Source organism: Acetobacter fabarum (genome assembly GCF_040702925.2).
Classification (GTDB): Bacteria; Pseudomonadota; Alphaproteobacteria; order Acetobacterales; family Acetobacteraceae; genus Acetobacter; species Acetobacter fabarum_B.
This window is the reverse complement of sequence record NZ_JBFCXX020000011.1, coordinates 1-24,276: the sequence shown is the minus strand read 5'-3', so window position 1 is coordinate 24,276 and position 24,276 is coordinate 1. Positions and strand designations below refer to the sequence as shown.

15 protein-coding genes are annotated in these 24,276 nt (G+C 53.8%); 6 read left to right on the top strand and 9 right to left on the bottom strand.

The features are described from left to right. Positions 1-4 precede the first annotated feature (4 nt). Positions 5-1,003 (bottom strand): NADH-quinone oxidoreductase subunit B family protein, encoded by a 999-nt coding sequence (locus tag AB2L51_RS09355; protein WP_395582281.1) that lies wholly within the window; start codon positions 1,001-1,003, stop codon positions 5-7. Between the two features lie 14 nt (positions 1,004-1,017). Then, on the bottom strand, positions 1,018-2,379 hold the full coding sequence (locus AB2L51_RS09350; protein ID WP_395582280.1) for a sensor histidine kinase: 1,362 nt from the start codon (positions 2,377-2,379) through the stop codon (positions 1,018-1,020). A gap of 196 nt (positions 2,380-2,575) precedes the next feature. Between AB2L51_RS09350 and AB2L51_RS09345 the strand changes: the two genes are divergently transcribed. Continuing rightward, complete coding sequence (locus AB2L51_RS09345; RefSeq protein ID WP_395582279.1) at positions 2,576-3,193, top strand: YceI family protein; 618 nt, start codon at positions 2,576-2,578, stop codon at positions 3,191-3,193. Between the two features lie 533 nt (positions 3,194-3,726). Continuing rightward, positions 3,727-4,683 (top strand): diguanylate cyclase domain-containing protein, encoded by a 957-nt coding sequence (locus tag AB2L51_RS09340; protein ID WP_395582278.1) that lies wholly within the window; start codon positions 3,727-3,729, stop codon positions 4,681-4,683. Between the two features lie 188 nt (positions 4,684-4,871). On the opposite strand, the gene AB2L51_RS09335 is transcribed toward AB2L51_RS09340, so the two are convergent. Both AB2L51_RS09335 and AB2L51_RS09330 read right to left on the bottom strand, forming a co-directional pair. After that, the gene (locus AB2L51_RS09335; protein ID WP_395582277.1) at positions 4,872-7,397 is read right to left on the bottom strand and encodes an excinuclease ABC subunit UvrA; all 2,526 of its coding nucleotides are present in this window, start codon (positions 7,395-7,397) and stop codon (positions 4,872-4,874) included. A gap of 9 nt (positions 7,398-7,406) precedes the next feature. Beyond that, a complete protein-coding gene (locus tag AB2L51_RS09330) occupies positions 7,407-8,207 on the bottom strand; it encodes a deaminated glutathione amidase (protein WP_395582276.1) in 801 nt (266 codons plus the stop codon). Positions 8,208-8,426: 219 nt separating this feature from the next. Between AB2L51_RS09330 and AB2L51_RS09325 the strand changes: the two genes are divergently transcribed. Further along, the gene (locus AB2L51_RS09325; protein ID WP_395582275.1) at positions 8,427-9,200 is read left to right on the top strand and encodes an acid phosphatase; all 774 of its coding nucleotides are present in this window, start codon (positions 8,427-8,429) and stop codon (positions 9,198-9,200) included. Between the two features lie 140 nt (positions 9,201-9,340). Here the strand turns inward: AB2L51_RS09325 and AB2L51_RS09320 are convergent, their stop codons facing one another. Together AB2L51_RS09320 and AB2L51_RS09315 are read right to left on the bottom strand one after the other, a co-directional pair. Further along, positions 9,341-10,843, bottom strand: coding sequence for an aldehyde dehydrogenase family protein (locus tag AB2L51_RS09320; RefSeq protein ID WP_395582274.1), 1,503 nt, complete (start codon positions 10,841-10,843; stop codon positions 9,341-9,343). Between the two features lie 615 nt (positions 10,844-11,458). Beyond that, positions 11,459-13,837 (bottom strand): TonB-dependent siderophore receptor, encoded by a 2,379-nt coding sequence (locus AB2L51_RS09315; RefSeq protein WP_395582273.1) that lies wholly within the window; start codon positions 13,835-13,837, stop codon positions 11,459-11,461. 712 nt (positions 13,838-14,549) lie between these two features. Here AB2L51_RS09315 and mdlD point away from each other — a divergent pair. Beyond that, on the top strand, positions 14,550-15,878 hold the full coding sequence (gene mdlD, locus AB2L51_RS09310; RefSeq protein ID WP_395582272.1) for an NAD(P)-dependent benzaldehyde dehydrogenase MdlD: 1,329 nt from the start codon (positions 14,550-14,552) through the stop codon (positions 15,876-15,878). A 217-nt stretch (positions 15,879-16,095) separates the two neighbouring features. Here the strand turns inward: mdlD and AB2L51_RS09305 are convergent, their stop codons facing one another. Next, a complete protein-coding gene (locus AB2L51_RS09305) occupies positions 16,096-20,124 on the bottom strand; it encodes an EAL domain-containing protein (protein ID WP_395582271.1) in 4,029 nt (1,342 codons plus the stop codon). A 600-nt stretch (positions 20,125-20,724) separates the two neighbouring features. Here AB2L51_RS09305 and AB2L51_RS09300 point away from each other — a divergent pair. Beyond that, positions 20,725-21,657: a LysR family transcriptional regulator gene (locus AB2L51_RS09300; protein ID WP_395582270.1), complete on the top strand. Its 933-nt coding sequence runs from the start codon at positions 20,725-20,727 to the stop codon at positions 21,655-21,657. A gap of 218 nt (positions 21,658-21,875) precedes the next feature. On the opposite strand, the gene AB2L51_RS09295 is transcribed toward AB2L51_RS09300, so the two are convergent. Continuing rightward, positions 21,876-22,442: a YceI family protein gene (locus tag AB2L51_RS09295; RefSeq protein WP_395582269.1), complete on the bottom strand. Its 567-nt coding sequence runs from the start codon at positions 22,440-22,442 to the stop codon at positions 21,876-21,878. Continuing rightward, positions 22,439-23,251, bottom strand: a complete 813-nt coding sequence (locus tag AB2L51_RS09290; protein WP_395582268.1) for a cytochrome b — start codon at positions 23,249-23,251, stop codon at positions 22,439-22,441. The genes AB2L51_RS09295 and AB2L51_RS09290 overlap by 4 nt, the downstream gene beginning before the upstream one ends. A gap of 405 nt (positions 23,252-23,656) precedes the next feature. On the opposite strand from AB2L51_RS09290, the gene AB2L51_RS09285 reads away from it, so the two are divergent. Continuing rightward, positions 23,657-24,175 carry a DUF2867 domain-containing protein gene (locus AB2L51_RS09285; RefSeq protein WP_395582267.1) on the top strand — a complete coding sequence of 173 codons (519 nt, stop codon included), beginning with the start codon at positions 23,657-23,659 and terminating at the stop codon, positions 24,173-24,175. Positions 24,176-24,276 lie beyond the last annotated feature (101 nt).

The following is a 24,276-nucleotide window of genomic DNA, read 5'->3' as shown; positions in this document are numbered from 1 at the left end:
GCGCCTACCCCTTCGCCCCCGTGCTGCTTGGCGGCACAAGCAGATGCTCACTCACCGCATTGCGGGCCACACGGTCCGGCGTTGCCGCCTTTGCCAGCGTGGACAAGGCAACAAACCATGCTTTTGGCATATCGGTTGGCAAGCCGACAGGAATACCGGCAATGCGCGGGGTTTGAGCAAAGGGATGACCCGGCTCCTCAAACTCGGGGGCTGTGCAGTTAATGCAGGCATAGCCGCCTCGTGTACAGGAGCCTTCCCCGTTCCATAGGCGGTTATTACAGTCCGCATGGGCCTGTGTGCCAACACACCCCATATATTCCATCATGCAGCCCAACTGGGCAGGCTGGCGCGCACTGGCCTTGTATTCGTAATACTCATTCCGCGTGCAGCCCTGATGCACTAGCTGGTCTGCATACAGGCGGGGGCGACCGACTGCGTCCATATCCTCCGCGTGCAGGTTTTCCTGCGCCAGCAGGGCCAGTGTTTCAATCACCCAGCCCGGATGCGTCGGGCAGCCTGCGATATTCACAACCGGCAAACCGGATTGAGCCCGAAAATCGGCCCCGAGCGCCCCGCCGGGATGAACCCCTTCATACTGTAACCCGCAGGCATCCAGAATATTGGGGGCTGCCGCAGCCATACCGCCATAAGCCGAGCAACTGCCTACAGCCACAACATAACGCGCGACTGCGGCCAGCTGGCTGACCCATGCCATCATGGGCAGGTCCGTGCCCCCCATAACGTGGTAACGTCCTGTGCCTTCCGGCCCGCGCAGCACGGCCCCTTCCAGACACAAGGCATCCATACGCACACGACCTGCCAGAATGTCTGCCAGCAGTGCCTTGACCTCCGTACCGCTTTGCTCAGACAGGCTGGGATGCCACAGAAACTCCACACCCGCGCCGCGCAACTGGGCCACAAGGTCCGGGGTTTCAGCACACAGGAGCGACATGCTGCACCCACCGCATCCCCCGGACTGAAGCCACAGAACAGTAAAAGCCATAGTCTCCTTACCCTTTATTTTTCCGGCGACACGGCACATTCACCATCCGGGTCAAAGGCTGGCAGGTCAAACGCCACCACCGCACCACCGCGTGCTCCGTTGCGCACAGTAAACTGCCCACCATGCTCGGACACGGTGCCATAGCAGATGGCAAGCCCCAGCCCCGTTCCCTTGCCAACAGGCTTGGTCGTAAAAAACGGATCAAAAATATGGTCCGCCACATTAGGGGAGATGCCACTCCCGTTATCGGCAATCTGAACATGCACACGCACGCCATCCCGCTTTGCCGTAACGCACAGAACAGGATGCTGAACATTTTCCATGGCATCCAGCGCATTCTGCACCAGATTCATTACAACCTGCTGCATGCGCCCCGCGTGGCCTTCAACCTCCAGCGGTTCTTCCACATCCATACGGGTTTCCACAATACGGTCCGCGCTGGCCAGCACCCATTCCAGCCCCGTGCGCACAACGGCGGCCATGTCAAACACCGCGCCAGCACTCCGCCGGTCTGATGAAAAACGGCGCAGGTCTGCCACAATATCGCGCACACGCTCGGCACCTTCCACAATGCCGTCCAGCGTCCCCCCCAGTTCTGAGACAACCATATCCACCCGCAATGCCTGCCGCTCACGCGCGAACAGGGATGCGCCGGGCTGGGCATGGATATGCTCCAGATACGCGACCAGCCGGGGAATGAAGCGTTGGAGCGTGTAGGCATTGCCATATACAAACGAGATCGGATTATTCAGCTCATGCGCCACCCCTGCGACCAGCCGCCCAAGGGACGCCATTTTTTCGGCCTGCACCAACTGCACATGGGCAGCCTTGAGGTTACGGTGCGCCTGATCCAGCTCGGAATAGGCCCGCCTGACCTCGCCCAGCGGACGGCCAAGCAGCACAATCCCCGAAAGGCGTTGCCGCCGGTCATATAACAGCGTGCCATTGACGGCAAAAGGCAGCGCGCCCGATGTGGTGGAAAACTGGAACTCCCTGTCCTCCAGCCCCTGCCGCCGGGTCATGCAACCCGCAACATCCGCGACTTTCAGACCGGACGAAGGAGCGATCAGGTCCTCCAGCCGCGCACCGACAATGCTTTGCCCTTCTGGCGCAAAAAGTTTTTCCGCGGCTGCATTCGTGCGCACGATACGCAGCGCCGTATCGCACGCGACCAGCACATCGGACATGGAGTCAAACACGCTGGCCATAAAGGCGTGTGTTTCTTCCAGCGCTGCATTTTTGCGCTCCAGTTCCACCTGCTGCCCAATAAGCTGGGCCCAGGTTTCTTCCATTTTGCCTATGACATTCAGCCAGATCTGCTCACCCTCCGCAGAGGCATTGACAGGCGTGGGCTGTGGGGCCTTTCCGGTCAACATCCAAGGCCCTCCCCTTAACGCATACACAGACGTGGCGGGGATTATAACACAGGCCCAAGCTCCGCCTACCCACGGAAAACGAATCAAAAAACGGAAACAAAGCATTTATAGGATTGTTATTTATGCGCGTATCCGCGTCCTGTTATCCACATCAGAACACATCTTGCCAACCTTACGCTTTGGAGCACTCCCCAGCATGAACCGCGCTTCTCTTTTATTTTCAGCGGCTTTTGCCGTCATCACATGCAGCACACACGCCGTCGCATCAGACCAGACCATTACGCAGGCATCCCATATCCAGTCTGGCACCTATGCGGTGGAAGCTGGTCATACCCAGATCGGATTTTCAGTCCTGCATTTTGGATTCACCAATTACTTTGGTGTCTTCTCCAACGCATCGGGCACACTGGAACTGAACGCGCTATCCCCGGCATCTTCAAGGTTATCCGTGACCATTCCGGTTGCGTCCGTGCAGACAACCAGCACCCAGTTGACCGATGAACTCAAAAGCCCACAGTGGTTCGATGCCGCAAAGTTCCCGGATGCGACCTTCGTTTCGACCAGTGTTCAAATGGTCGATCAGAACAATGCAACAATCCACGGCAAGCTGAGCCTGCACGGCGTTACAAAGCCAATTACCCTGCATGCGCATTTTGTGGGAGCTGGCGTTAACCCGATAGACAAAAAATATACGACCGGGTTTGACGCCACAGGCACCTTCAACCGTAGCGACTTTGGTATAAAAACCTACGTCCCTTACGTGAGTGATGCAGTAACCCTGCGCATTTCCGGCGCATTTGAAAAGCAGAATTAACTGCTCCCCTCAACGCAGCACATGGATGCCCTGCTTTTTTGGAACATCGTGGCGGTTCTACAGGCCGCATGACTGCCACGACCCAACGGCAGGGCACAGTACTCCGAACCCCAAACCGCTAAATAATTCCGATCCATAAAATAAATAAGTGCATACACTACAAACAAATTAATTTATAGTTCAATAACATTAAAAGATAATTCATTTAAAATACGGAAAAATACGAATATTTATTATTTCTTTTATAGCATATTCTGACTGTCATATTGCCTTTCATTCTGCTCTGGAATCTGGCATAAGTCCGGTATATCAGCGACACGCCAAGCGTGGATCATACCGAGTGATTGATATATGTCATTACCTGTGCTGTATTGAGGATCGAATCATGGCCAGGTAACGCTAGGGCATTATGGTCACAGCCTGAACAGGCTTTTTAACCCCATACGCCCGCTTTGGCTGAATTTTCACCTGAACGCCCTGTTTATTGAGGCATCAGATCAGCCCGGCACTGCTGCACAGGATAATTCTCGTCTATGAACACCGCCTCCCTGCCTGGTCAGATTGATTTTTCCACCCTTCCTGACCTGACGACTCTGGGGCAAACACTTTTCGAGAAAGCTCCGATCGGGACGGTTGTTGTGCGTTTGTCCGACAGCCAGATTATTCTGCGTAATCCAGCTTTTCGCCATATCGCGGACGACAGAATTACCTCCATGTCCGCGCTGATCGACACCTGTTGCGTTGACCCCAAACAACAGGAGCAACTCCGTACCCAGATCCGGCAGGCCAAAAGTCGGGCCAACGGTGAAGAAACCAGCGAACTGCCAGAACTGGTGCTGGACCTGAAAGGAGCGGATGGCAGAATACGCATTGTGCAGCACTATGCGCTCTTCTTCCATAAACAGGACATCGCTATTGGCATTTTTCGTGATATTTCGGACATCAAGCGTAAATATCGCGCACTCCAGAGAGATGCCTTCACTGATGAACTGACCGGCGTTGGCAACAGGCGCGGCCTGATGGAACGCTGGAATGAGGAAATAGAGGACGACCCTGCCCAGACCATAGGCTTCCTCATGATTGATCTGGACCAGTTCAAACCGATCAATGACACATACGGGCATGCCACCGGGGATAACGTATTGCGGAGTCTGGCCCGCAGGCTCCGCAAAAGTGTGCGCAAAAGTGACTATGTGGTCCGTCTGGGAGGAGATGAGTTTGGCATTCTGCTCCCTGATATTGAGAGTAGAATCATGCTGGACACAGTCAGTAACAAACTGCTGGCTGTTTTGCGCCGCCCCGTGGTGGTCGACACTCTCAAGCTTTCCCTCTCGGGTAGCATTGGCGGGGGGCTTTACCCAGAAGATGGCAAGGATCTGGCAGCCATTATGGTCCATGCCGACCACTCCATGTACAGCACCAAAAAGAACTTTCCTGCCAAAAAACGCTTCCTGAACGAATCTGCAGCCGTCAAGATAACCCCCTCGTAAGGGTATCCCGGCTCCTGCCTGTCACCGCTCAGACCGAACACCTGTACGCTTAACCCACCCTGGCGCCCTGTTAGGTTGGTAAAGCAATCTGTGCCCGATTGTTTATTTTGTATGGCCTGCGGGGTGCGGCCCGCGCGGGAACACTGAAATGCTGGAAAACGCGACCAGAATACCGGCACAACAGAAAGCTACCCGGTATACCGCGCCAAAAACGGCGCAGTCACGCTATCTGGCGTGTGTGCGACATCATACGGCATACCCTGCGCCACAATACGCCCTCCCCTGCCGCCAGCCCCCGGCCCCAGATCAATGACCCAGTCGCTCCGGGCGACAAGCCGCATATCGTGCTCGGCAACCAGAACGGTATTGTTGCCATCCACCAGATCACGCAGATGCTCCATCAACCTGTCTGCATCAAACGGGTGCAGGCCCGTTGTTGGTTCGTCCAGCACATAAAGCGTGTGGCCGCGCCGCTGTTTCTGCAACTCCGTCGCCAGCTTGATCCGCTGCGCCTCCCCACCGGAAAGTTCGGTTGCGGGCTGCCCCAGAGTGAGGTGCCCCAGACCACCGCGTTGCAATGTGGCCAGAATCTGTGCCGGGCCAGAATCTGCGGCCAAAAACTGGCAGGCTTCATCAACCGTCATAGTCAGGAGGTCCGCAATGGAACGGCCACGGTAAGTGACCTCAAGCACCTGCGGTTTGTAACGCGCTCCATGGCATGTGGGGCATGGCGCGTACACACTGGGCAGAAACAGAAGTTCCACCATGGTCGCGCCAGCCCCTTCACAGGTCGGGCAGCGACCCTTAGGCAGGTTGAACGAGAAGTACCCTGCATCGTACCCCCGCTTTTGCGCCAGCTCTGTTCTGGCATAGAGTTTACGGATCATGTCAAACAGACCCGTATAGGTCGCAAGGTTGGAACGAGGCGTGCGCCCTATGGGTTTCTGGTCAATGACCACCAGACGCTTGATATGCTCCAGTCCCTCCACAATCCGGCCCTGAGGTTCCCCCATGAGATTAGAAGCCACAATGGGGTCTTCATCTTCCTCCTCTACAGCCACCGGAGTTTGCCCCAGCGCACGGGCGACAATGCTGGTCAGCACCTGACTGAGCAGAGAGGATTTACCCGAACCCGATACCCCCGTAACCGCAACCAGCATGCCAAGAGGAAAAGACGCCGAAAGGTTGTCCAGATTGTTCCATGTTATCCCGTCCAGCCGTAACCATACCTGTGGCGTTCCGGGCGTGTGGGCTGCGCTGGCTGGGGGAGCAAACACATAATGCCGGGTGTGGGACGCAGCACTATCTTCCAGCCCGGCAAGGGGGCCGGAATACAGTATCTCCCCGCCCCGTGTGCCCGCCTGCGGCCCCACATCCACCACCCATTGCGCATGGCGGATAATATCCAGATTATGCTCGACCAGAAAAAGCGAGTTCCCCGCGCGGCGCAAGCGCTCCAGCGCGGCAAGCAGGGCCTGTGTGTCCGCCGGATGTAACCCGGCTGAAGGCTCATCCAGCACATAGACCACGCCAAACAGGTTGGAATGAATCTGCGTGCCAAGCCTCAGGCGCTGGTATTCACCGGGTGAGAGGGTCTGTACGCCCCGATCCATCTGCAGGTAGCCAAGTCCCAGTTCTTCGAGCACACCAATCCGGGTGGCCATATCCTCCACAATCCGCTCCGCGGCAATGGCCGTTGCGTCTGCTGCGGGCTTTGCGCCAATAGTCGCACGGAGCGTTGCGGCTATTGTTTCCAGCGGCAAGGCGGTCATGCCAGCTATGGTGCGCCCGCCAAATGTGACACGCAGGGCATCGGCATTAAGCCGCTGACCGTGGCAGGCTGGGCAAAGCGTGGTGGTCATGAACGCCTCAACCCGGCGGCGCATCATGGCACTTTGCGACCTGGCAAATGTTTGCAGAACATAACGCCGCGCACCCGTAAATGTGCCTTGGTACGCTGGCTCCACACCCTGCGCCATGGCCTGCACCACCTGCGCGTGGGTCAGGCCGGGGTAGACCGGGTGTGTTGGGGTCTCATCGGTAAAAAGTATCCACTCACGCGTTTTTTTGGGCAGGTCGCGCCAGGGAATATCAACATCAACGCCTCTGGTGATCAGAATATCCCGCAGGTTCTGCCCCTGCCATGCAGTCGGCCACGATGCCACGGCCCGCTCACGGAGTGTGCGTGATGGGTCTGGCACCATGCTCTCCTCCGTAACATCATGAATACGGCCCAGCCCGTGACAGCGTTTGCAGGCACCCATGGGCGTATTGGGGGAAAAGGATTCCGCCTCCAGCCGAGCCAACCCCGGAGGGTAATCCCCCGCACGCGAGTACAGCATGCGCAACAGGTTGGAGAGTGTTGTAATACTGCCCACGGACGAACGGCCAGAACTCCCTCCCCGCTGTTGCTGGAGTGCTATGGCTGGGGGAAGCCCGTCCACCCCATCCACATCGGGAACAGGCATCTGCTGGAACAGTCGCCGGGCATAGGGCGAGACGGATTCCAGATAACGGCGCTGGGCCTCGGCATACAACGTGCCAAATGCCAGCGAGGACTTGCCCGAACCCGAAAGCCCCGTAAACACCACCAGACTGTCACGCGGAATGCTCAGGCTAACATTTTTCAGGTTATGTTCACGCGCACCCCGCACATGCACAAAACCGTCATCTGCCTCCCGGCCTGTCTCTTCCACTGGGCACCGGTTATGCATCGGGGGGCCTTACTCCTGTGACACCCTGATCTCCGGGTCCTTGAACCGGCGGTTGGCCAGCACTGGCAGAACCTCTCGGGTTGCGCGAATACGCTCCTTATCCACATCGGCAAAAAGCAGGTCCGGGCCACTCCCCGCGCGGACCACGGCAACCCCCATGGGGTCCACCAGCATACTGCACCCTATGTTGCGAGGACCGCACTCGCCCACTGCGGCCACGTAGCAGGTGTTCTCCAGCGCACGGGCCGTTACCATAACCTCCCAGTGCCATTCCTTGCCGGGACCACGCACCCAAGCGGCTGGTACACTCAGCAAGTCCGCGCCACGCACCACAAGGGAGCGCGCGACTTCAGGGAAGCGCACATCATAACAGGTCATCAACCCCACACGTATATCCCCCACCTGCACAATGGGGGGGAGTTCCGTGCCGGGCACATAATCGTTTGATTCCTTCATGTTAAAGGCATCGTACAAATGCAGCTTGCGATAACAGGCTACCAGTCCGGTCGCATTGAGCACGATCTGACAGTTATGGGTCAGCGCAGGGGTGGCGGGGGTGGCAATGCAGCAGATGACACTCAACGCCTTGCCTGCCAGCACGTTAACCAGACCGCTGACAAATGGCCCATCCAGCATTTGCGCAGTGCGTACGGTAATGCCGGGGTCGTGCATATCTGCCGCGATAATGCTCTCCGGCAGAATAAGCAGCCCCGCCCCTTCCGCGGCGGCCCGCTCGATCAGGGATACGCACTGGTCAAGATTGACACGCCATTCCGGTGCAACGGCAAACTGTCCCAGAGCGATTTTCATCCAAGGAATCCTTACAAGCCAAACCAGCGGGCTGACGCTGGCAGGCACACCAACACATCAGATTGAGCGAAAGCATAACCGATCAGGCGTAAAATCAAAGCCCCTGCGCCCGCTGCCCTGATCATCCCGATCCATTGTTTATCATTAAATTATCACACATTATCACACAAGGCTGGTGTATTGAGGGCACCTCTGTCTATGCCAACCATAAGGTCTTCCATGCGTCTGCGTGTTCTTACTCTTTACGCCATAACAGTCTGCACGGTCATGCACGGATTGCCACAAACAGCATGGGCACAACCTGCCCTGCTCCCGGATGGGCGGACCGTGCTCCCTCCGCCACCCGCTGCTGGTTCGCTCGCGCAGGAAGCCGACAGGCAGGCGTTTGAAAACACACGCGCACTCAGTGGCAGCCCGCGCTGGCAACTGGCCCACGATGATGCGGACCTGACCCCACAACACATCATACGCGATTTTTCCTGCGCCGCAGGCTTTGCACTTATCCCCAACAGGCTGCCAGCCCTGCTCCGCCTGCTGAACTCACTGGCCGAACCGCTGGAACAGCGCGTAACGGAAGAAAAGAACTTCTGGCACAGGGCCCGGCCTTTTGTTGGCACTACTCAGGATATCTGCACCCCAGACGCACGCGCAAAACTGACAAACAGCTTTGCCTATCCCTCCGGCCATACAACATGGGGATGGATGACTGCCTCCATTCTGGCCAGCGCCCTGCCCGACCGAGCCAGCCAGATCATGCAGCGTGGGCGGGTTTTCGGGGAAAGTCGCATTGTTTGCGGCGTACACTGGAAAAGCGATGTGCAGGCAGGTTACATGAACGGCAGCACCATGTTTGCTGCCTTACAGGCGCAACCCTGGTTTACAGAACAGATGGCAGCGGTACGTCACGAACTGGAAAACCTGCAAGCCCATCCCAGCGCCCCCGATGCAACAACATGCGCCATAGAGCATAAAGCCGCTACAAACACATACTAATCCCTCAGCACACTCTGGCAGAGGGCTGAACAGAGGTAGCCACAAGACTGGCTACCCCTTGCCGCCAACAGCCCACCCGTGCCATTTGAGCCGGGTCAGGCGCTGCCTCGTGCTGTTTTACCTGCGATCATCACTCGTGCTTAAAACAGGCCGAGTTTGTTCTCGCTATAACTGACCAGCATGTTTTTTGTCTGTTGGTAATGTTCCAGAACCATTTTGTGGGTTTCGCGCCCAATGCCAGATTTTTTATATCCGCCAAAAGCCGCATGTGCGGGATAAGCGTGGTAGCAGTTTACCCACACACGCCCGGCCTGCAAGCCGCGCGCCACGCGGTAACACCTATTGGCATTGCGTGACCATATGCCAGAACCAAGCCCAAAAGGCGTGTCATTGGCAATGGCAAGCGCTTCCTCCTCGGTGGTGAATGTTGTCACCGCAAGCACCGGACCAAAAATTTCCTCCTGAAAAATACGCATCCTGTTATGCCCCCGGAACACGGTGGGCTGCACGTAACACCCATTGTTAAGATCCGTGCCAAGATCTGGTCTGCCACCACCGGTCAGCAGTTGCGCACCTTCGTCCAGACCTATGGCGATATAGTCCAGAATTTTCTGCTGCTGCATGACCGAGTTCTGCGCCCCCATCATGGTTTGTGGGTCCAGCGGATTTCCCTGTAAAATGGCCTGAACACGCGGCAAGGCCCGCGCGATAAAGCGGTCGTAAATGGATTCATGCACCAACGCACGGCTTGGGCACGAACAGATCTGCCCCTGATTGAGAGCAAACATGGCAAAGCCTTCCACCGCTTTGTCCAGATACTCATCATCATGCTCCATCACATCCGCAAAAAAGATGTTCGGAGACTTCCCCCCAAGTTCCAGCGTAGCCGGGATAAGGTTTTCCGCTGCCGCGTGGGCAATCATTTTTCCCGTTGGCGTGGAACCGGTAAAAGCAATTTTTGCAATCCGTGTGCTGTTGGACAAAGCCGCACCCACATCCCGCCCAAGGCCGTTCACAATATTCAGCGCGCCGGGGGGAAAGAGATCACCAATCAGTTCCATCAACAGCAGCATGCTGGCAGGCGTTGTTTCCGCAGGCTTCATAACCACGCAGTTTCCGGCCGCCAGAGCGGGGGCCAACTTCCATGCCCCCATAAGAATGGGAAAGTTCCATGGAATAATCTGCCCGACAACACCTAAAGGCTCATGGAAATGATAGGCGATGGTTGTATCGGTAATTTCGCTCAGCATTCCTTCCTGAGCACGCAGGCATCCGGCAAAATAGCGGAAATGATCTATCGCCAGAGGAATATCCGCCGTTAATGTTTCGCGGATTGGTTTGCCATTATCCCATGTTTCGGCCCGGGCCAGCAGATCAAGATTGGCTTCCATCCTGTCCGCCGCCCTGAGCAACACCAGAGCGCGCTCGGCTGGAGAGGTATGCGACCAGACAGGAAAAGCAGCATGTGCAGCGTCCAGTGCCAGATCAATATCTTCGGCGCTGGATTGCGGGACATTACACAGAACACGCCCATCCACTGGAGACGTATTCTGCATATAACTTCCCTTGATGGGAGCTTTCCATTGGCCGCCAATGTAGTTTTCGTAACGCGGTTTAAATGGCGGTTCCTGATGAACGTTCATGCGATGCTCCAGCATATAAAAAATACCCGGCTCCCAACCGCCTCCAGCCAGAATACAGTCGCGAGACAGGGCCTTCATGAAGAGACGCAAGTTTTGCGCCACTAAACCGGACCAACACAGTCCATATTTCAGATGGACTTACCGGAGCATACTGAATAAAAATGAACAACTCATTTTAAAAGTAGCTCCGCGTATCTGGATAGACATCCAACAGAAATAAAAAACCCAAAAAAACCAGATTATTTTCAGAATCAAATATATAATTCCAAGCGTTAGATATGATCGCGCGCAACAGGATTGCATGCCGAAAAGTCTGGATTGAAAATTTTCCACAGGAAAACTGTTGCAAGGACAGACGGCCTGTCAGTTGCTCCCGTTTTCGTCTGCACCACGGCGGAGGGCTTATTCCCGAAGGAATTCACGGCTGGGTAAGCACAAAAGACACAATGCGCACACGATCAGGTCGCCCGGCAGGCACCAGCTTTACTGACACGGACATTGAAGACTGGCGGGAAAGAAGAAAAGACCTGTTCACCTCCCCCCCCTTTTTCAGGTCATGGATCGGCCCTCAGGGTCACTGAGCGCCAATCTGCGTTTAAGCCTGTCTCAGCAAATTCAATAATGACCACGCAAAGTAAAGTTGAACGTCCGGGGTTCACCGTAAATCATGCCGTCATAAAACCCTGCCTGCCGGACATAGGTACGGTTGGTAAGATTCGTGATGTTTCCCGCGATATCCAGCCAGTTCGTAACCCTGTAGCGCGCCATGATATTGATAAGCGTATACCCTTTGACCCGAAGGTTGGAGGCATCATACTTGCCCCCCCCCAGAGGACGGCCCGGATTGGTGGACCATTCCGTACTGGACTGGCTGGATACACCCCCACCAACGGTAAGGTGATGCAGCTTGCCGGGTAACGTGTAGCTCGTTGTCAAACGCACAAGGTGATGTGGGTCCTGACGGTAGCTCAAGCCTTTTTCGTAAAGATAGCTGTATCCAAAAAAGACATTCCAGCCGGGCAATAATTCACCCGAGGCATCCAGATCAATCCCTTCCGTTTTTACACCATTGACTGATTCGTAAATAGCTTCACCGGTATTGACGTTTGTAGCGCCAGTTGCCTGAGCCACGTTGCTCTGACGGTTGAGGTAAAAAGCCAATGATGTATTCAGGCGCTGTCTGAAGAATGCCCCTTTCACACCGGTTTCATAACTCTTGCCCACCACTGGGTTAAGAGGTTTGTTACTGGCATCTCTCAGGTTAGACTGAGGCGTAAAGACGTTTGTATAGCTTCCGTAAATCGACATGGTTTTGGTAAAGTCATAGACCATGCCGGCATAAGGTGTCAGCACTGCGTTCTGCTGACCAGTGCTGGAAGAGCCCGAATATTGGTTTGTCTTGTCATAAGTGCCCGTATAAGCCTGATAACTGCTCATACGGCCACCCAGAATGAGCGACAGACCTTTGGCCAACACAAAACGACCGGATGTATAGGCACCATAATTACGCGTCACATCAACTTCACGCGCATGGGTGCGATACGTTGCAAAATTGGGATAAGACCCATCCCATGTCTGCCAGTTTGCAATAGGCAGCCCGGTCGCACGATACTGGCACCCGGAATAGGGTGTAACCCCGGCGATGGAGCAGTTCCCCAAGGCATGACTGAACGTGTATTGCGTCAGTTCATCATTATAGCCGTTAAAGCCAAATACAAGCTGATGCTCATGACCGAGAAAATGCACAGGGCCAGACACATGAACATCGGCATTGTCGCGTGCATCTTCATACTCGGCATGCAGGGCATTTAGATAAGCCCCTGTGCCATCCTGGTTCCAGAAACCACCATAGGTTTTCCGGGTTGCATTGTTGATTTTTGCAACACCAAGATTGTTATAGGAACTGCCCTGAGTGCGCATATAGCCAGCCTTCAGGTGCCAGCCTGCTGAGAAATCGTGATCATAGCTGATAAATGCGGTATACTGGTCACGGGTAGCCTGACTCCAGTCAGCTGCCGGGTTCGTGCGGCGAGAGAGATTTGTATTTGTTCCATCTGCGTACCAGATTGGAACGTTCGTCCCCCAGGACGCACCATCATTCCGGGTTTTTTCATACTGGAAGCCAAAATTGATGGTATCACGCGAGGATATGTCAGCCGTAAAGTTTGCAAGCGCGCCAATACGGTTAACGTGTTCACGTACCCGAAAAGTATCCGTATCGTCCCATGAAAAGACGTACCGGCTACGGATTGTGCCCGCATGGTTAAGTGGCGCATTCAGGTCCGCCATAACACGGTGCTCGTTCCAGTTCCCCAGCCTCAACAGGCCATTGGCTGAAAATTCGCGCTGCGGCGCCTTACGCTGCAAATAAATTGTTGCGGACGGGTCCCCCGTCCCGCCCAGCAGACCGTTAGCGCCACGGACAATCTGCACATTGTCATACAGATCCATGTTCATGGATGAACCAACACCACCAAAACTGGTTGAGGCATCAATCTGCATGCCATCAATCTTGTAATTGGTAATATCAAAACCACGCGCACGATACGTTGTGCGCCCAGCATTGTCATTCGCGTAAGATGTAACGCCCGGCGTGGTGGTCAGAACATCGTCAAGAGTATTGATCTGCTGGTCATCCATAACCTGCCGGGTCATGACTGTAACAGTCTGCGGTGTTTCTCTCAGGCTTAACGGCAAACCGGTTGATGCACTGGTTTCCGGCGCCGTATAACTTCCACGGTCCCACCTGCGGGCTTTAACCAGAATGCTTTCGTTTGTTCTGGATACGACATTGACGATGGTCTTCTGATTTTTTTCTGCCTTTATCGTTGGCGCTTTACGATCATCCGCTCGTTTTTCCACCACTTCTTCAGAAAGGGGACTGTTGTTATATGCCGCGTCAGCCGCCTGCGCCGACAACGCGCCCCCCAAAGAGAGGACAGTCGAGGCCAAAAGACCAGTCACACGAAAAGATGTTACGGGATGGCGTGTCACATCAATATCCTACCAGCGCGGGAAATGCGAATCATTATCATGTGCAACGCATCTAGCAGATGCGCACCATCACCCAAAGGATCAAAATATTAAAATTTTTTCATTTTCCTTATATCGGATGGAAAATTGAAATAATTCCAGGCTCATACTCGTCTCAAAGAATGAGATTTCTTTACTTCGACAGAAATATCTCTCTACACGGAGCAGGAAAGACAAATATCTCTGCAATGAGAAGCTTAGGATATCGTTCTATACTCTGTACTGCCTCGTCTTTCTGAAGCAGATCAGCACACCGCGTGAAAATCCAGAACACAACTGTTCCCAACACAGAGCAAAAGCATAACGATAAACCGCTCCCCCATCGCTGAATCCGAAATCAGGGCAGTAGTCTTTCAATCAAGGGCTCTTCGACCCTTTCATCTTTCGAGCACGGAATAAGCCTCAAGTCCGCCTAGAACCGTTACAGGTCCAGTTCTACAGGAGCAGTTTTCCACGCCGATCCACAAATTGCGCTGACAGCGCGTACACGCGTTTGTGAAATCCTGCCTCTGGTTCCGTCCATATTCGTTTTTATATATCCAACCACTCGGGGTGATTGTGAGCCTGGATATACGGGCTCTGTCGAGGCGATGAAAAGTTTGTTTCAAGTCAGGAGGGTGTTTTTTTACCGTTCTCTTATCACACCGACAACGCTTCACTGGGGTATCCAAATATGGACTACACACCGCTTAATAAGATTCAGAACGCCTTCGACATTCAGACCAAGGCTCTTCGAGAACAAAAACTCATTGATATCAAGACACGAAAAAGCGCACTCAATGCCCTGCATGCAACGATCGAAAAATATGCAAACGAAATATGCTCAGCTCTCAGCGAAGATCTAGGGAAGTCTGAACTGCTGGTCAAAATGACGGAAATAGGCGTCGTTTTAGAAGAAATAAATCATTATATTAAAAACATGGACGAGTGGGCAAAACCACAAGTTGTTCCTAACTTTCCATCGCCTTTGGATTATAAAGGACGCGCACCTGTACAGAGCTTCATACAGCACGAAGCTTTTGGAATAGTCTATATCATAGGCCCATTTAACTACCCGTTTAATCTCGTCCTCTCACCATTGGTCGGCGCAATCGCCGCCGGTAATCGGGCTATCATCAAACCTTCGGAAGCAGTACCCCACACGGCAAAAATCATTGAAAAAATTGTCAGTGAGGCTTTTGCCCCCCAACACGTCGCGGTCGTTCAAGGGGGACGTGAAGAAAACGAAGCACTTCTGAAACTCCCCTTCAACATGATTTTCTTCACCGGGAGCCCTGCGGTCGGAAAGATCGTCATGAAAGCAGCCTCAGAGCATTTGGCACCCGTAGTGCTTGAACTGGGCGGAAAATCACCCTTTATCGTTTTCAGCGATGCTGATCTGGAACGGGCCGCAGATCAGGTCGTTCAGGGACGCTTCACCAACAGCGGGCAGACATGTATCGCTCCGGATTATGTGCTCGTCGATTCAAGTGTGAAAGATTCTTTTCTCAAGAAAGTCATCGAAAAGGTCCAGCATGACTATCCTGATATCGGATCGACCGGAAAAGTCGTCACGACAACTCAGGTCAAACGTCTTCTTTCCCTGATTGAGCGTACAAAAGGTACTGTCGTTTATGGTGGTGGCGCCGACCCAGAAGCACGGACCCTGCAGGCAACCGTCGTCGATGGGGTGGACTGGTCTGACTCATTGATGGAGCAGGAACTGTTTGGTCCCGTGCTCCCCATCCTTACGTTCAAGAATTCGGAAGATGTGCCAACACTGGTGAATTCACATCATCCCAACCCGCTCGCGGCGTACTACTTCACCAATGATATTGAAAACGGCAAGCGGATGGCAGATTTAATCTCATCAGGTGATGCTGTCATCAATGGAGTGATGCTTCAGGTGGTCTCTCCGTATCTTGCGTTCGGTGGCATCGGGGCATCCGGCATGGGTGAATATCATGGCCGGAGTGGCTACGAAGTCTTTACACATAAAAAATCTATTGTTGTTGCTGGATAGGATTGACGTAATCTGAACAATACAGGGAGAAAACTTGTCTCCCTGTTATGAAATAACTTTGGAAAACCGGCACAAACGATTGAATTGCCCTGAACTTCGCGTAAACAGAACGACCCATGAGGTAAGAAAAAGCCTTAAGGAACAATCTGGTATGCTGTTAAAACAGACATGTCTTTGTTAAAGACCCACCATGCCTGCGATGGGTAGTTGATTGATCCTAACTGGTTACAACCCGATCAACCAGCCACTCACGCAAAGTATGGATCATCTCTTCTGTCACAGGTCCGGTGGATAAGAGCCCATACCACCGGGCGGCATCATGATCATCCCGACCCAGTTTTTCCAGCCAGCGCATAAACGGCCCGTTTTCCAGATTGGACTGCCCCGTGGCCGACTTGCCTCGTGTGGCAGTCCACATATAGGCCAGCGCACCAAGATCACTGTAGATTTCGTTCTCTTTTTCTTCCGGCCTCTGTTCCGAGTGACCCCGATACCATTCCAGAAAATCGTCAGCCGGCATCGGGCGGGCAATGCCAAACCCCTGCCCGTAGTGGCATCCCAGGTGGCGCATGGCTTCAATGACTTCCGCATTTTCCAGACCTTCGACCACAACCAGACTACTCAGATCACGCCCCATCTCCCGCAATGAGCGGATGACACTAAAGATTTGCAAAGGCACATCCCGAATATGGTGTAATAAACCACGATCTACCTTAATGCTATCAAAGGCCATTGCGGAAAGCCGCATGAGATTGCTATGACCCGCCCCCAGATCATCCATAGCCATCTGCACACCCATTGCGCGGAAATCCCGCAGAGCAGCTTCCTGCTTGTCAGAGTCAATATCCTGTGTTTCCAGCATTTCCAAGGTCAGACGTGCGGGCGGAATATTGTAACGCTTCAGCATATTGCCAACAATATTCAGTATATTGGCATTGGATAAAGAAGAAGGCGGCAAATTGAGCGAAAGTTCTGTGGTCAGACCATTTTCATCCCACGACTTCAACCATGCCAGCCCCTGCTCCAGTCCGGTTTCGAACAGCCGGTCCAGATCATCATGCCCCAGTAATGGCAGGAAAATCGCGGGAGAAACAATCGTCCCGTCAGTATCCTTCAGACGGGCAAGGGCTTCGACTTTTCGCAAACGTCCGGTACGCAGGTCCACAACAGGCTGCATGAACATACACAGCCCCCCCGAAAACAGGCGCTCAAGCAGAAGAGATGAGCGCTCATCGGACATACCCTGTCTGTCACGCCATAGCTTTTCCCATTTTTCCTGCAGGCCGCTGGAAAATTGCTGCATCCTGCTTGTTTCGAACTGGTTGGGGCAAGCGCCAAACACGGTCAGGACCAACGCCGTAGTTCCATCCTGACGCCGAATGGGAATACTCATGGCCGAATAGATCCGCAGATCGGTCAATAATGCGTGCCATGGCGCCATATTGGCATCCAGAGCAATGGATGGACAGGTCTGCAACGCGCCCGTACGCCAAGCCTGAGCCCCTATAAAGTTGCCGTACTGCGATTTGGTGATAACAGGCCGTGCATCACCGCGCAGAAAAGCCTCATCCAGCACTGTGGCGCACGGGCCAGCCATGGCTTGCGCAACCAGCTCCCCCTCCGCATTGGAACGAAACAGAAAAGCCGCCTGAATACCAGGCAGTTTTGCCAACGCCAGCAGCGCTTCAGCACTGGCTTTCCCCCACGTTCCCTCAGCCACCTGAGCGGACAGAAAAGCCGCATAGGCTTTATGAACCCCCAGCCTTACCAGACGCCGCATCCTGCGGTCATCCCGGTAGCGGGATTCCACAATCTGTTGCACGAGGTAACGGTCATCACCCTTGATGCCTTCATTTTCCATCTCTGCCAGAAGCAGACGCAGATAACTGGTCTGTTCGGCAACAAGCACAACCGGATCCACACCAAACAGCGTGTACATTGTGCCCAGCGTATGGGCTGCGCCCAGAACGTCTTTCCTGATCGTCGTGGCAGAAGCCAGAAACTCCAGATGCTGGACTTCCCGCTCGATCAGACGGGCATGCTGATCCTGCGTCAGATGCTCCAGAAACGGTGTTCCACCATTTTTCTTCCAGATGGCAGGGATGACAGCGCTGCGGACACTCTCCCGGATTCTTGTAACAGCCTTGAGCGCCCGCCCCAGAAGTTCCGCCGATTTTGTTCCGTAAGGAGCAATCGGAGACATATCCGTTGCGGCATCATCTTCCAGATCCAGAGCATCCTCAAGGGCGGAAGCAAAATGCCAGCTGGCATCATTTTTGTCCGGCTTCTGCTTGGCTTTGTACATGGCGCGGTCAGCCTGCCGCAACAAGGTATCCGGCTGATCACCATCTTGCGGGCAAAGCACCACTCCCATGGTCAGCCCGACTTTGGCAGTTTTACCATCTGCTATGGCAAACGGTTCCGCCACAACCGAGGACAGATTGTCCAATGCCGTGGCGACCTGCTCGTTTGCCATTTTCGTATCCAGATTTTCGAAAACAACAACAAACTCATCCCCCCCCAGCCGGGCAACATAACCGCTCTCGCGCAGGTTTTCCCACAACCGCTGGCTCAGTTCGGCCAGAACCTTATCTCCTGCGGCATAGCCATACGTATCATTAACTGCTTTAAACCCGTCCAGATCCATCAACCCGATTGCGAGGGATGTGCCGCGCTCACTCGCACGTTCCTGCGCCTTTGGCAGGTATTCCTCCAGCGCCAGCCTATTGGGCAAAGCCGTCAACGGATCACGGCGGGCCCGCAGTTCTTCCTCATGCCGCAATTTTTGCAAATTCCGTCCGGAATCCAGCCGATCCAGACTTTGCCCCAGCAATTCGGCCACACGCCGGCACAAGATGATGCTTTGTTCATCAAAACCACCAGAGCGCGATGTGGTAAAAGTCAGAACCGACCAGGCCTGCCCACCCCGCAACACCGGAAGAGACAAAATCCCCTTCCACTTGTAATCCAGGATTTTCTGGTAGCCGTTAATCCCGAACAGTCTGCTCTCAGGGTCATTTGTGTAGACAAGCCTTTTTTTCAGCCATGCCTGTACTGTAATCGGGAGAGTATCGCCCTCTACATTGATTGACCATTTCAACCGGGCAATAGCACTCCCACCCAGCCCCGCATAGGCGCGCAAGTGCATATGGCCAGTCAAGTCCGGTTGCGCCAGCCAGACCGTGCTGAACAAAGTATTGTCAACCAGAGAGCTGCAAACGGCATGGCATTTTTCAGCCTCATCTTCCGCCGTCAGCATGGCGGAAACAGCATTGATCAACGTACGATACAGGCGCTGCGCTTCATCGCGCTCCGTTACATTCTCCATGGTCCAGACAGAATCCAGACCAGGCTGGTCTTCCAGCATGACAGCAGACAGGTCGACAACAACATCCTGCCCACCTGACGCAGGCAGGTGTACGCCAGACAGTTTGGCCTGTCCGGTTTTGTGCAGTTGCTCCTGAGCGTGCTCCAGTTGCTGGACATGGCTTTTACCAGCCAGAATGGATGATACAGAAGCATTGTGCAGATCACTGGACGAGCACCCGACAAGTGCGGCGGCACTGGCATTTGCACGCTGGATCCGGTCGTCACGCAGCAACAGGATACCAACCTGTGCATGGTCAAGCTGAGTGGCCCGCGACCGCAGCTCATCGTAGATTTTCAATCCGCGAGACAGAACAGTAGCCGTATCATTCAAGATGGTCTTGATGGCGGGATCGAAGACGTCATCCTGCTCATCGTAAACGCCAAATACAGCCCAGACTTTGCCAGCCCGCCATATCGGCAGCACCGCACACGAGCGCACATCCTCCTTTTGCAGATGCGCCCACCAGGGCTGCAATGAGGCTTCCTGCATGACATCGCTGCAAAAAGCCGGTTGCCCACCATGCCACACCAGCCCAAGATAGCCATAATGCCCGGAGTTATCGGGACGAACCGAAAAAGCGGGTTGGTGCAACTGTTCCACAGGACCACTGCTGGCCAGCAGATGGAACTCCCCCGTATCATCCGGCTGTGCAACAAATGCAGCCCGAAGACGCGCAGTACGGGTTGCGGCCTCGCAAATATTCTGCAACCAGACAGTTTCATCCAACGCAGGATCAAAAATCAGGCCAACGCGCGCCAGAAATGCATTAAAACCGTTCTGGCGTTCCAACGTCTTACGCTGCCCGCTATCTAACGCCGTTTCTGCCAAGGAAGTCAGGCGGCGCGAATCAGGTCGCAAGGCACGCAGAAAACGCATATGCTCAATCCAGTCTTTAAACACAAAATATAGCTATTGCATGCCTGACGGGAAACTACGCTTAATACCAGTCTGATATGCCTTGTAATACTCTCTGCCCCAATAAGCTCTCAGAACTCACAGTGCCGGGCACTTCCTTGCACAATTTTATATTTTATACAACAAATCTGAGCAGTCGCGCGTAGATGTTGAAACCAACGTCGCGCTCAATGCTTTCTGCCATATTTATGAGCTTGAACAATCAAATTAAGCTTGGAAGATATCTATTTATTGCATTCCTACCAGATGCGATCAGCATAAGAGCTTCTGTCTGACCGCAATGGTCATGTTGATGGCAATGGCTACGGATCATCGCCTGTTTTGGAAAACGACACGACATCGCTCCCCCTCCCTCTCCATGGCGCGATTACCCGGACGCATCAGTCCAGGCACAGGGCTCATAGCCATGGTTGACGTGGCCGAGTTCATTGAAAGAACGGCCTTCATTTATGATCTGTTTTCCTGAGTAGTCGTGTGATTGCTTTGGGGGGGCAGATTATCCGCAGGTCAGAATAAGGTATATGGAAATTATAACCACCAACTGTTTCCAGAGACACTGTCATGCGCCTTCCTGATTTTGAAGCATGGGCCATTTTTGCAAAAGTGGCAGAACTGGGTTCGTTCGCCAGAGCGGCAGAAGATATCCAGCTTTCAAAGCCTACCGTTTCCAAAGCGATCGGCCGTCTGGAGCAGACACTTGGAGTAGCACTTTTCAACCGCAATTCCCGCCATCTTTCCCTGACAGAAATGGGACGGACGCTGCTGGGGCATGCGAACCGTATTCTGGCGGAAGCAGACGCTGCGGAAACAGAAGCCAGAGGCGGCACACAACGTCCATCGGGACTTATCAGAATTGCTGCCCCCATGACATTTGGCATCGGTCATCTGTCACCTGTTCTGCCCGCTTTTCTCGCGCAATATCCAGACATTGATATTGCGGTCGATTTCAGCGATGCGCTCGTTGATCTTGTAGCGGAAGGGTATGATGTCGCATTGCGTATTGCCTCTCTTGCAGATTCATCCCTGCGGGCACGCAAGCTGTGTGATGTCCGGCTGTTGCTGGTGGCAACCCCTGAGTATCTGGATCGGGTAGGGCGTCCAGATCATCCGCGTGATCTGGAGACACTAAAAAGTTTTGTCTATACCAATAAGCCCACACCGGGGAAAGTTCGGCTTCGACACACTAAAAATGGGAATGAGTTTGTTCTGATACGAACGTCCCGTTTCCGGGCGGATAATGCTGAGGCTTTTTTACCGGCCCTGGCTGCGGGGTTGGGTTATGGCCTGTTTCCCGAATTCATGGTGGGAGAAGCGCTGGCCTCTGGCCGGTTTGAACAGATCCTGCCAGATTGGGAAGCTCCGTCTATTGCACTGTATCTTGTCACGCCGTCCAGTTCCTTCAGACCGATGCGGGTAACTGTTCTGCTTGACTATCTGGTGGAATGTTTTGGTCAATCAGGATGGCTGGGATATGCGCGAGAAAAAGACAAATAATGATCTGTAGAAGGCATTCCCCGTGCCAGCATGACGCCGACACGACGGAAAAGGCAGGATACTGAAGTTTTTGTAAAAATGAATCCACATCTCGTACCGCTCCATAACGGAAAACATCCAGTAATGGTGACAGATAAACGCCATAACGATCGTGTAGAGCGCAAGAGGAATGGCGTTAGGTGTCAGGCCAGATGGGCGTACGAAGGAAATCTGGTGTTTCAACCACCATGCGCTGTAACATCGACATCCACGCCCACCTCTAGTGCAACCCACTGGCCCGTGGTCCATGGACCAGTACCCACGTTGAACGCGGAACGAACGAGCTGAAGATGGCCTTTGGCATGCAGGACAGAGCCTGAAATGTCGATGGTGAGGGGAAGAATAACAGGTTTGCTCACCCCTTTGATGGTCAATGTGCCTTCGGCATCATAAGTATTGCCACCTTTGGCCCTGAAGTCTTTTACTTCAAAAAGTGCTGACGGAAACTCCTTGCTGTCAAACCAGTCATGCCCGGGTAGGGCTCCATCTCGCTGGCTGTCACCTGTTGTGGCACTTGCCATGTCGATGCTGATCTTTGCATGGCCTGCTTCCGGGTAGGCTGGATCAAACGCGATCGTGCCATCATACTTCCCGAAATGCCCTTCGAACGCCCTGCCAGTCTGGATACCGGAGAAGCCCAGAGTGCCGTTGCCCGCAGCAAGCGCCCAGTCGGCAGCAAAGGCCGGGGCTGAGAGCAGGAGACCAGCCACAATGGCGACTGGCAGAAACTTGTGAAAGATTTTCATGGGTTTTCTCCCTTGTAGCGAGATGTGGAGGATGCGCGAAAGGACGGCAGCATCTGACGAAGAACTTGATCGTGCAGTACGAACTGATGCCTGAGAGCAGCAGCAACATGCAGCGTGATCAAAGCCAGAAGTCCCCACGCAGCCCAGTGATGAAGCACCTTCAGAACAGCTTCGACCGGAGCCTTGTCAGACAGGGTCGACAGCACCGGAAGGTCGGGCCATAGTACTGTGCCGAACAGCACAGTCGGAATACCCAGCACTGAGGCAGAAACCATTGCCCAGCCACTCAAGGGCAGCAGGACCTGCACCCCATAGAGAGCAAGATGCACCAGATGCGCTCCCTTTTTCTCCAGTGGGAGCATATCTGTTGGCAGGGCGGGCGCACGATGTGTAAGACGCCACCCAATACGCAACGCGATCAGAAACATCACGGTGATTCCAATGGATTTGTGCAACTGGTAGAGCTGGAACACCCGCATCGTATCAAGGTGGAGATGGTCCATGACCAGCCCCATCACGATGAGGGTCAGTATCCCCAAGGCGACCATCCAATGAAGGATGATCGCCACCGTGGAATACCGCGTGGTCCCGCTCGCTGCGCGCGTGGGTAAAGACATGAGCCTCAGTCCTGTCGTTTGAAGGCACTGGCGATGCACAGAGAAACCGACCGGTATGTGACCCAGCTCAACATCATAGGTTCCAGACCGGGCCTGAGCGGCATTGGTCACGACCTGAGCAGATGCCGGACGATCTGCCAGCAGACCGATTGCAACAGCCTCCGCAGAAGAGGAAAACAAAGTGTCTTTCATGAATTGGCTCTCCGGCCAGTAATGAATGCATCCTGAAAAGCAGCACCATGATGTTCGAAAGGAGCGCCGGTTTCTGTTCCGCCAAGATCTTCATTACCGCCGGGAGAACAGGCAAGAAATAAAAACGATGGAAATGTATGGTTTCTATATTTTATCTATAACGCATAAGCAGGCTCGAGATGACTCCGTACCACGATTGGACTTGTAACGGTTTTGTACCGGTCATCTGAGTGTTTTAAGCTCGTATCATAAGACCGACGAGACCATGAAGCATATGGAAGATCTCAAGCTGAAACGGTGAGGATTTCATCTGTCGATTTTGGCGTTTTTGACGTCTCAAACATGAATTGACATACTAACCCTCGTTAGCTGCCACATCAAACTACTTGGGAATACCTTCAGGTCATGGCTTTCAGGACAACAGTTACCAAACGTACACCTCCCCGTGAAAGCAGCCTTGCCGATTGGTACACAGGCGCGGACCTCATTGACTCCTATGAAGTAGCACTTCCCCCAGCCTATACGGTGGATATGCGTGTGATCGCGCAGTCAGTTTTTGGAAAGCCTACTCTCTGGTTTCGAGCGCTGCTCTTTATCCGCGACATCGTGATGGCCCGTTTCAACGTCAAAACCTCATCCGATTTACGACAATCCGGAAACGAAGATAAGATCAACTTTTTCTCAGTTCTCGCGTCTCACTCCGACGAAATTATCATGGGAGCGAATGACACGCATCTGGACTTTCGTCTTTCTCTGCTAGTCCAACGAGCCGTCGATGGTCCTTCCCGCCTCTCAGCAACATCCGTAGTTCACTGTCACAATCGACTTGGCCAAATCTATATCATGGTGATCGCACCGTTTCACCGCATGGTGGTCATTTCGAACCTTCGCCGGGCTACCGCCAATGGCTTTGGGCATGAGTGAGTAGCCATCGTCAAAAAGCTAGACTGTTGATTTTCACTGAGAACTGACCCGGGTAGGGCGGAAATTTTCATCGAGATTTGACCCATGCCTTCACACTCCCC

What these genes read in the sequence shown, in the direction of transcription:
- AB2L51_RS09355 (WP_395582281.1), bottom strand. Translation starts at nt 1,003, where the DNA reads ATGGCTTTTACTGTTCTGTGGCTTCAGTCCGGGGGATGCGGTGGGTGC.
- AB2L51_RS09350 (WP_395582280.1), bottom strand. Translation starts at nt 2,379, where the DNA reads ATGTTGACCGGAAAGGCCCCACAGCCCACGCCTGTCAATGCCTCTGCG.
- AB2L51_RS09345 (WP_395582279.1), top strand. Translation starts at nt 2,576, where the DNA reads ATGAACCGCGCTTCTCTTTTATTTTCAGCGGCTTTTGCCGTCATCACA.
- AB2L51_RS09340 (WP_395582278.1), top strand. Translation starts at nt 3,727, where the DNA reads ATGAACACCGCCTCCCTGCCTGGTCAGATTGATTTTTCCACCCTTCCT.
- AB2L51_RS09335 (WP_395582277.1), bottom strand. Translation starts at nt 7,397, where the DNA reads ATGCATAACCGGTGCCCAGTGGAAGAGACAGGCCGGGAGGCAGATGAC.
- AB2L51_RS09330 (WP_395582276.1), bottom strand. Translation starts at nt 8,207, where the DNA reads ATGAAAATCGCTCTGGGACAGTTTGCCGTTGCACCGGAATGGCGTGTC.
- AB2L51_RS09325 (WP_395582275.1), top strand. Translation starts at nt 8,427, where the DNA reads ATGCGTCTGCGTGTTCTTACTCTTTACGCCATAACAGTCTGCACGGTC.
- AB2L51_RS09320 (WP_395582274.1), bottom strand. Translation starts at nt 10,843, where the DNA reads ATGAACGTTCATCAGGAACCGCCATTTAAACCGCGTTACGAAAACTAC.
- mdlD (WP_395582272.1), top strand. Translation starts at nt 14,550, where the DNA reads ATGGACTACACACCGCTTAATAAGATTCAGAACGCCTTCGACATTCAG.
- AB2L51_RS09305 (WP_395582271.1), bottom strand. Translation starts at nt 20,124, where the DNA reads ATGCGTTTTCTGCGTGCCTTGCGACCTGATTCGCGCCGCCTGACTTCC.
- AB2L51_RS09300 (WP_395582270.1), top strand. Translation starts at nt 20,725, where the DNA reads ATGCGCCTTCCTGATTTTGAAGCATGGGCCATTTTTGCAAAAGTGGCA.
- AB2L51_RS09295 (WP_395582269.1), bottom strand. Translation starts at nt 22,442, where the DNA reads ATGAAAATCTTTCACAAGTTTCTGCCAGTCGCCATTGTGGCTGGTCTC.
- AB2L51_RS09290 (WP_395582268.1), bottom strand. Translation starts at nt 23,251, where the DNA reads ATGAAAGACACTTTGTTTTCCTCTTCTGCGGAGGCTGTTGCAATCGGT.
- AB2L51_RS09285 (WP_395582267.1), top strand. Translation starts at nt 23,657, where the DNA reads ATGGCTTTCAGGACAACAGTTACCAAACGTACACCTCCCCGTGAAAGC.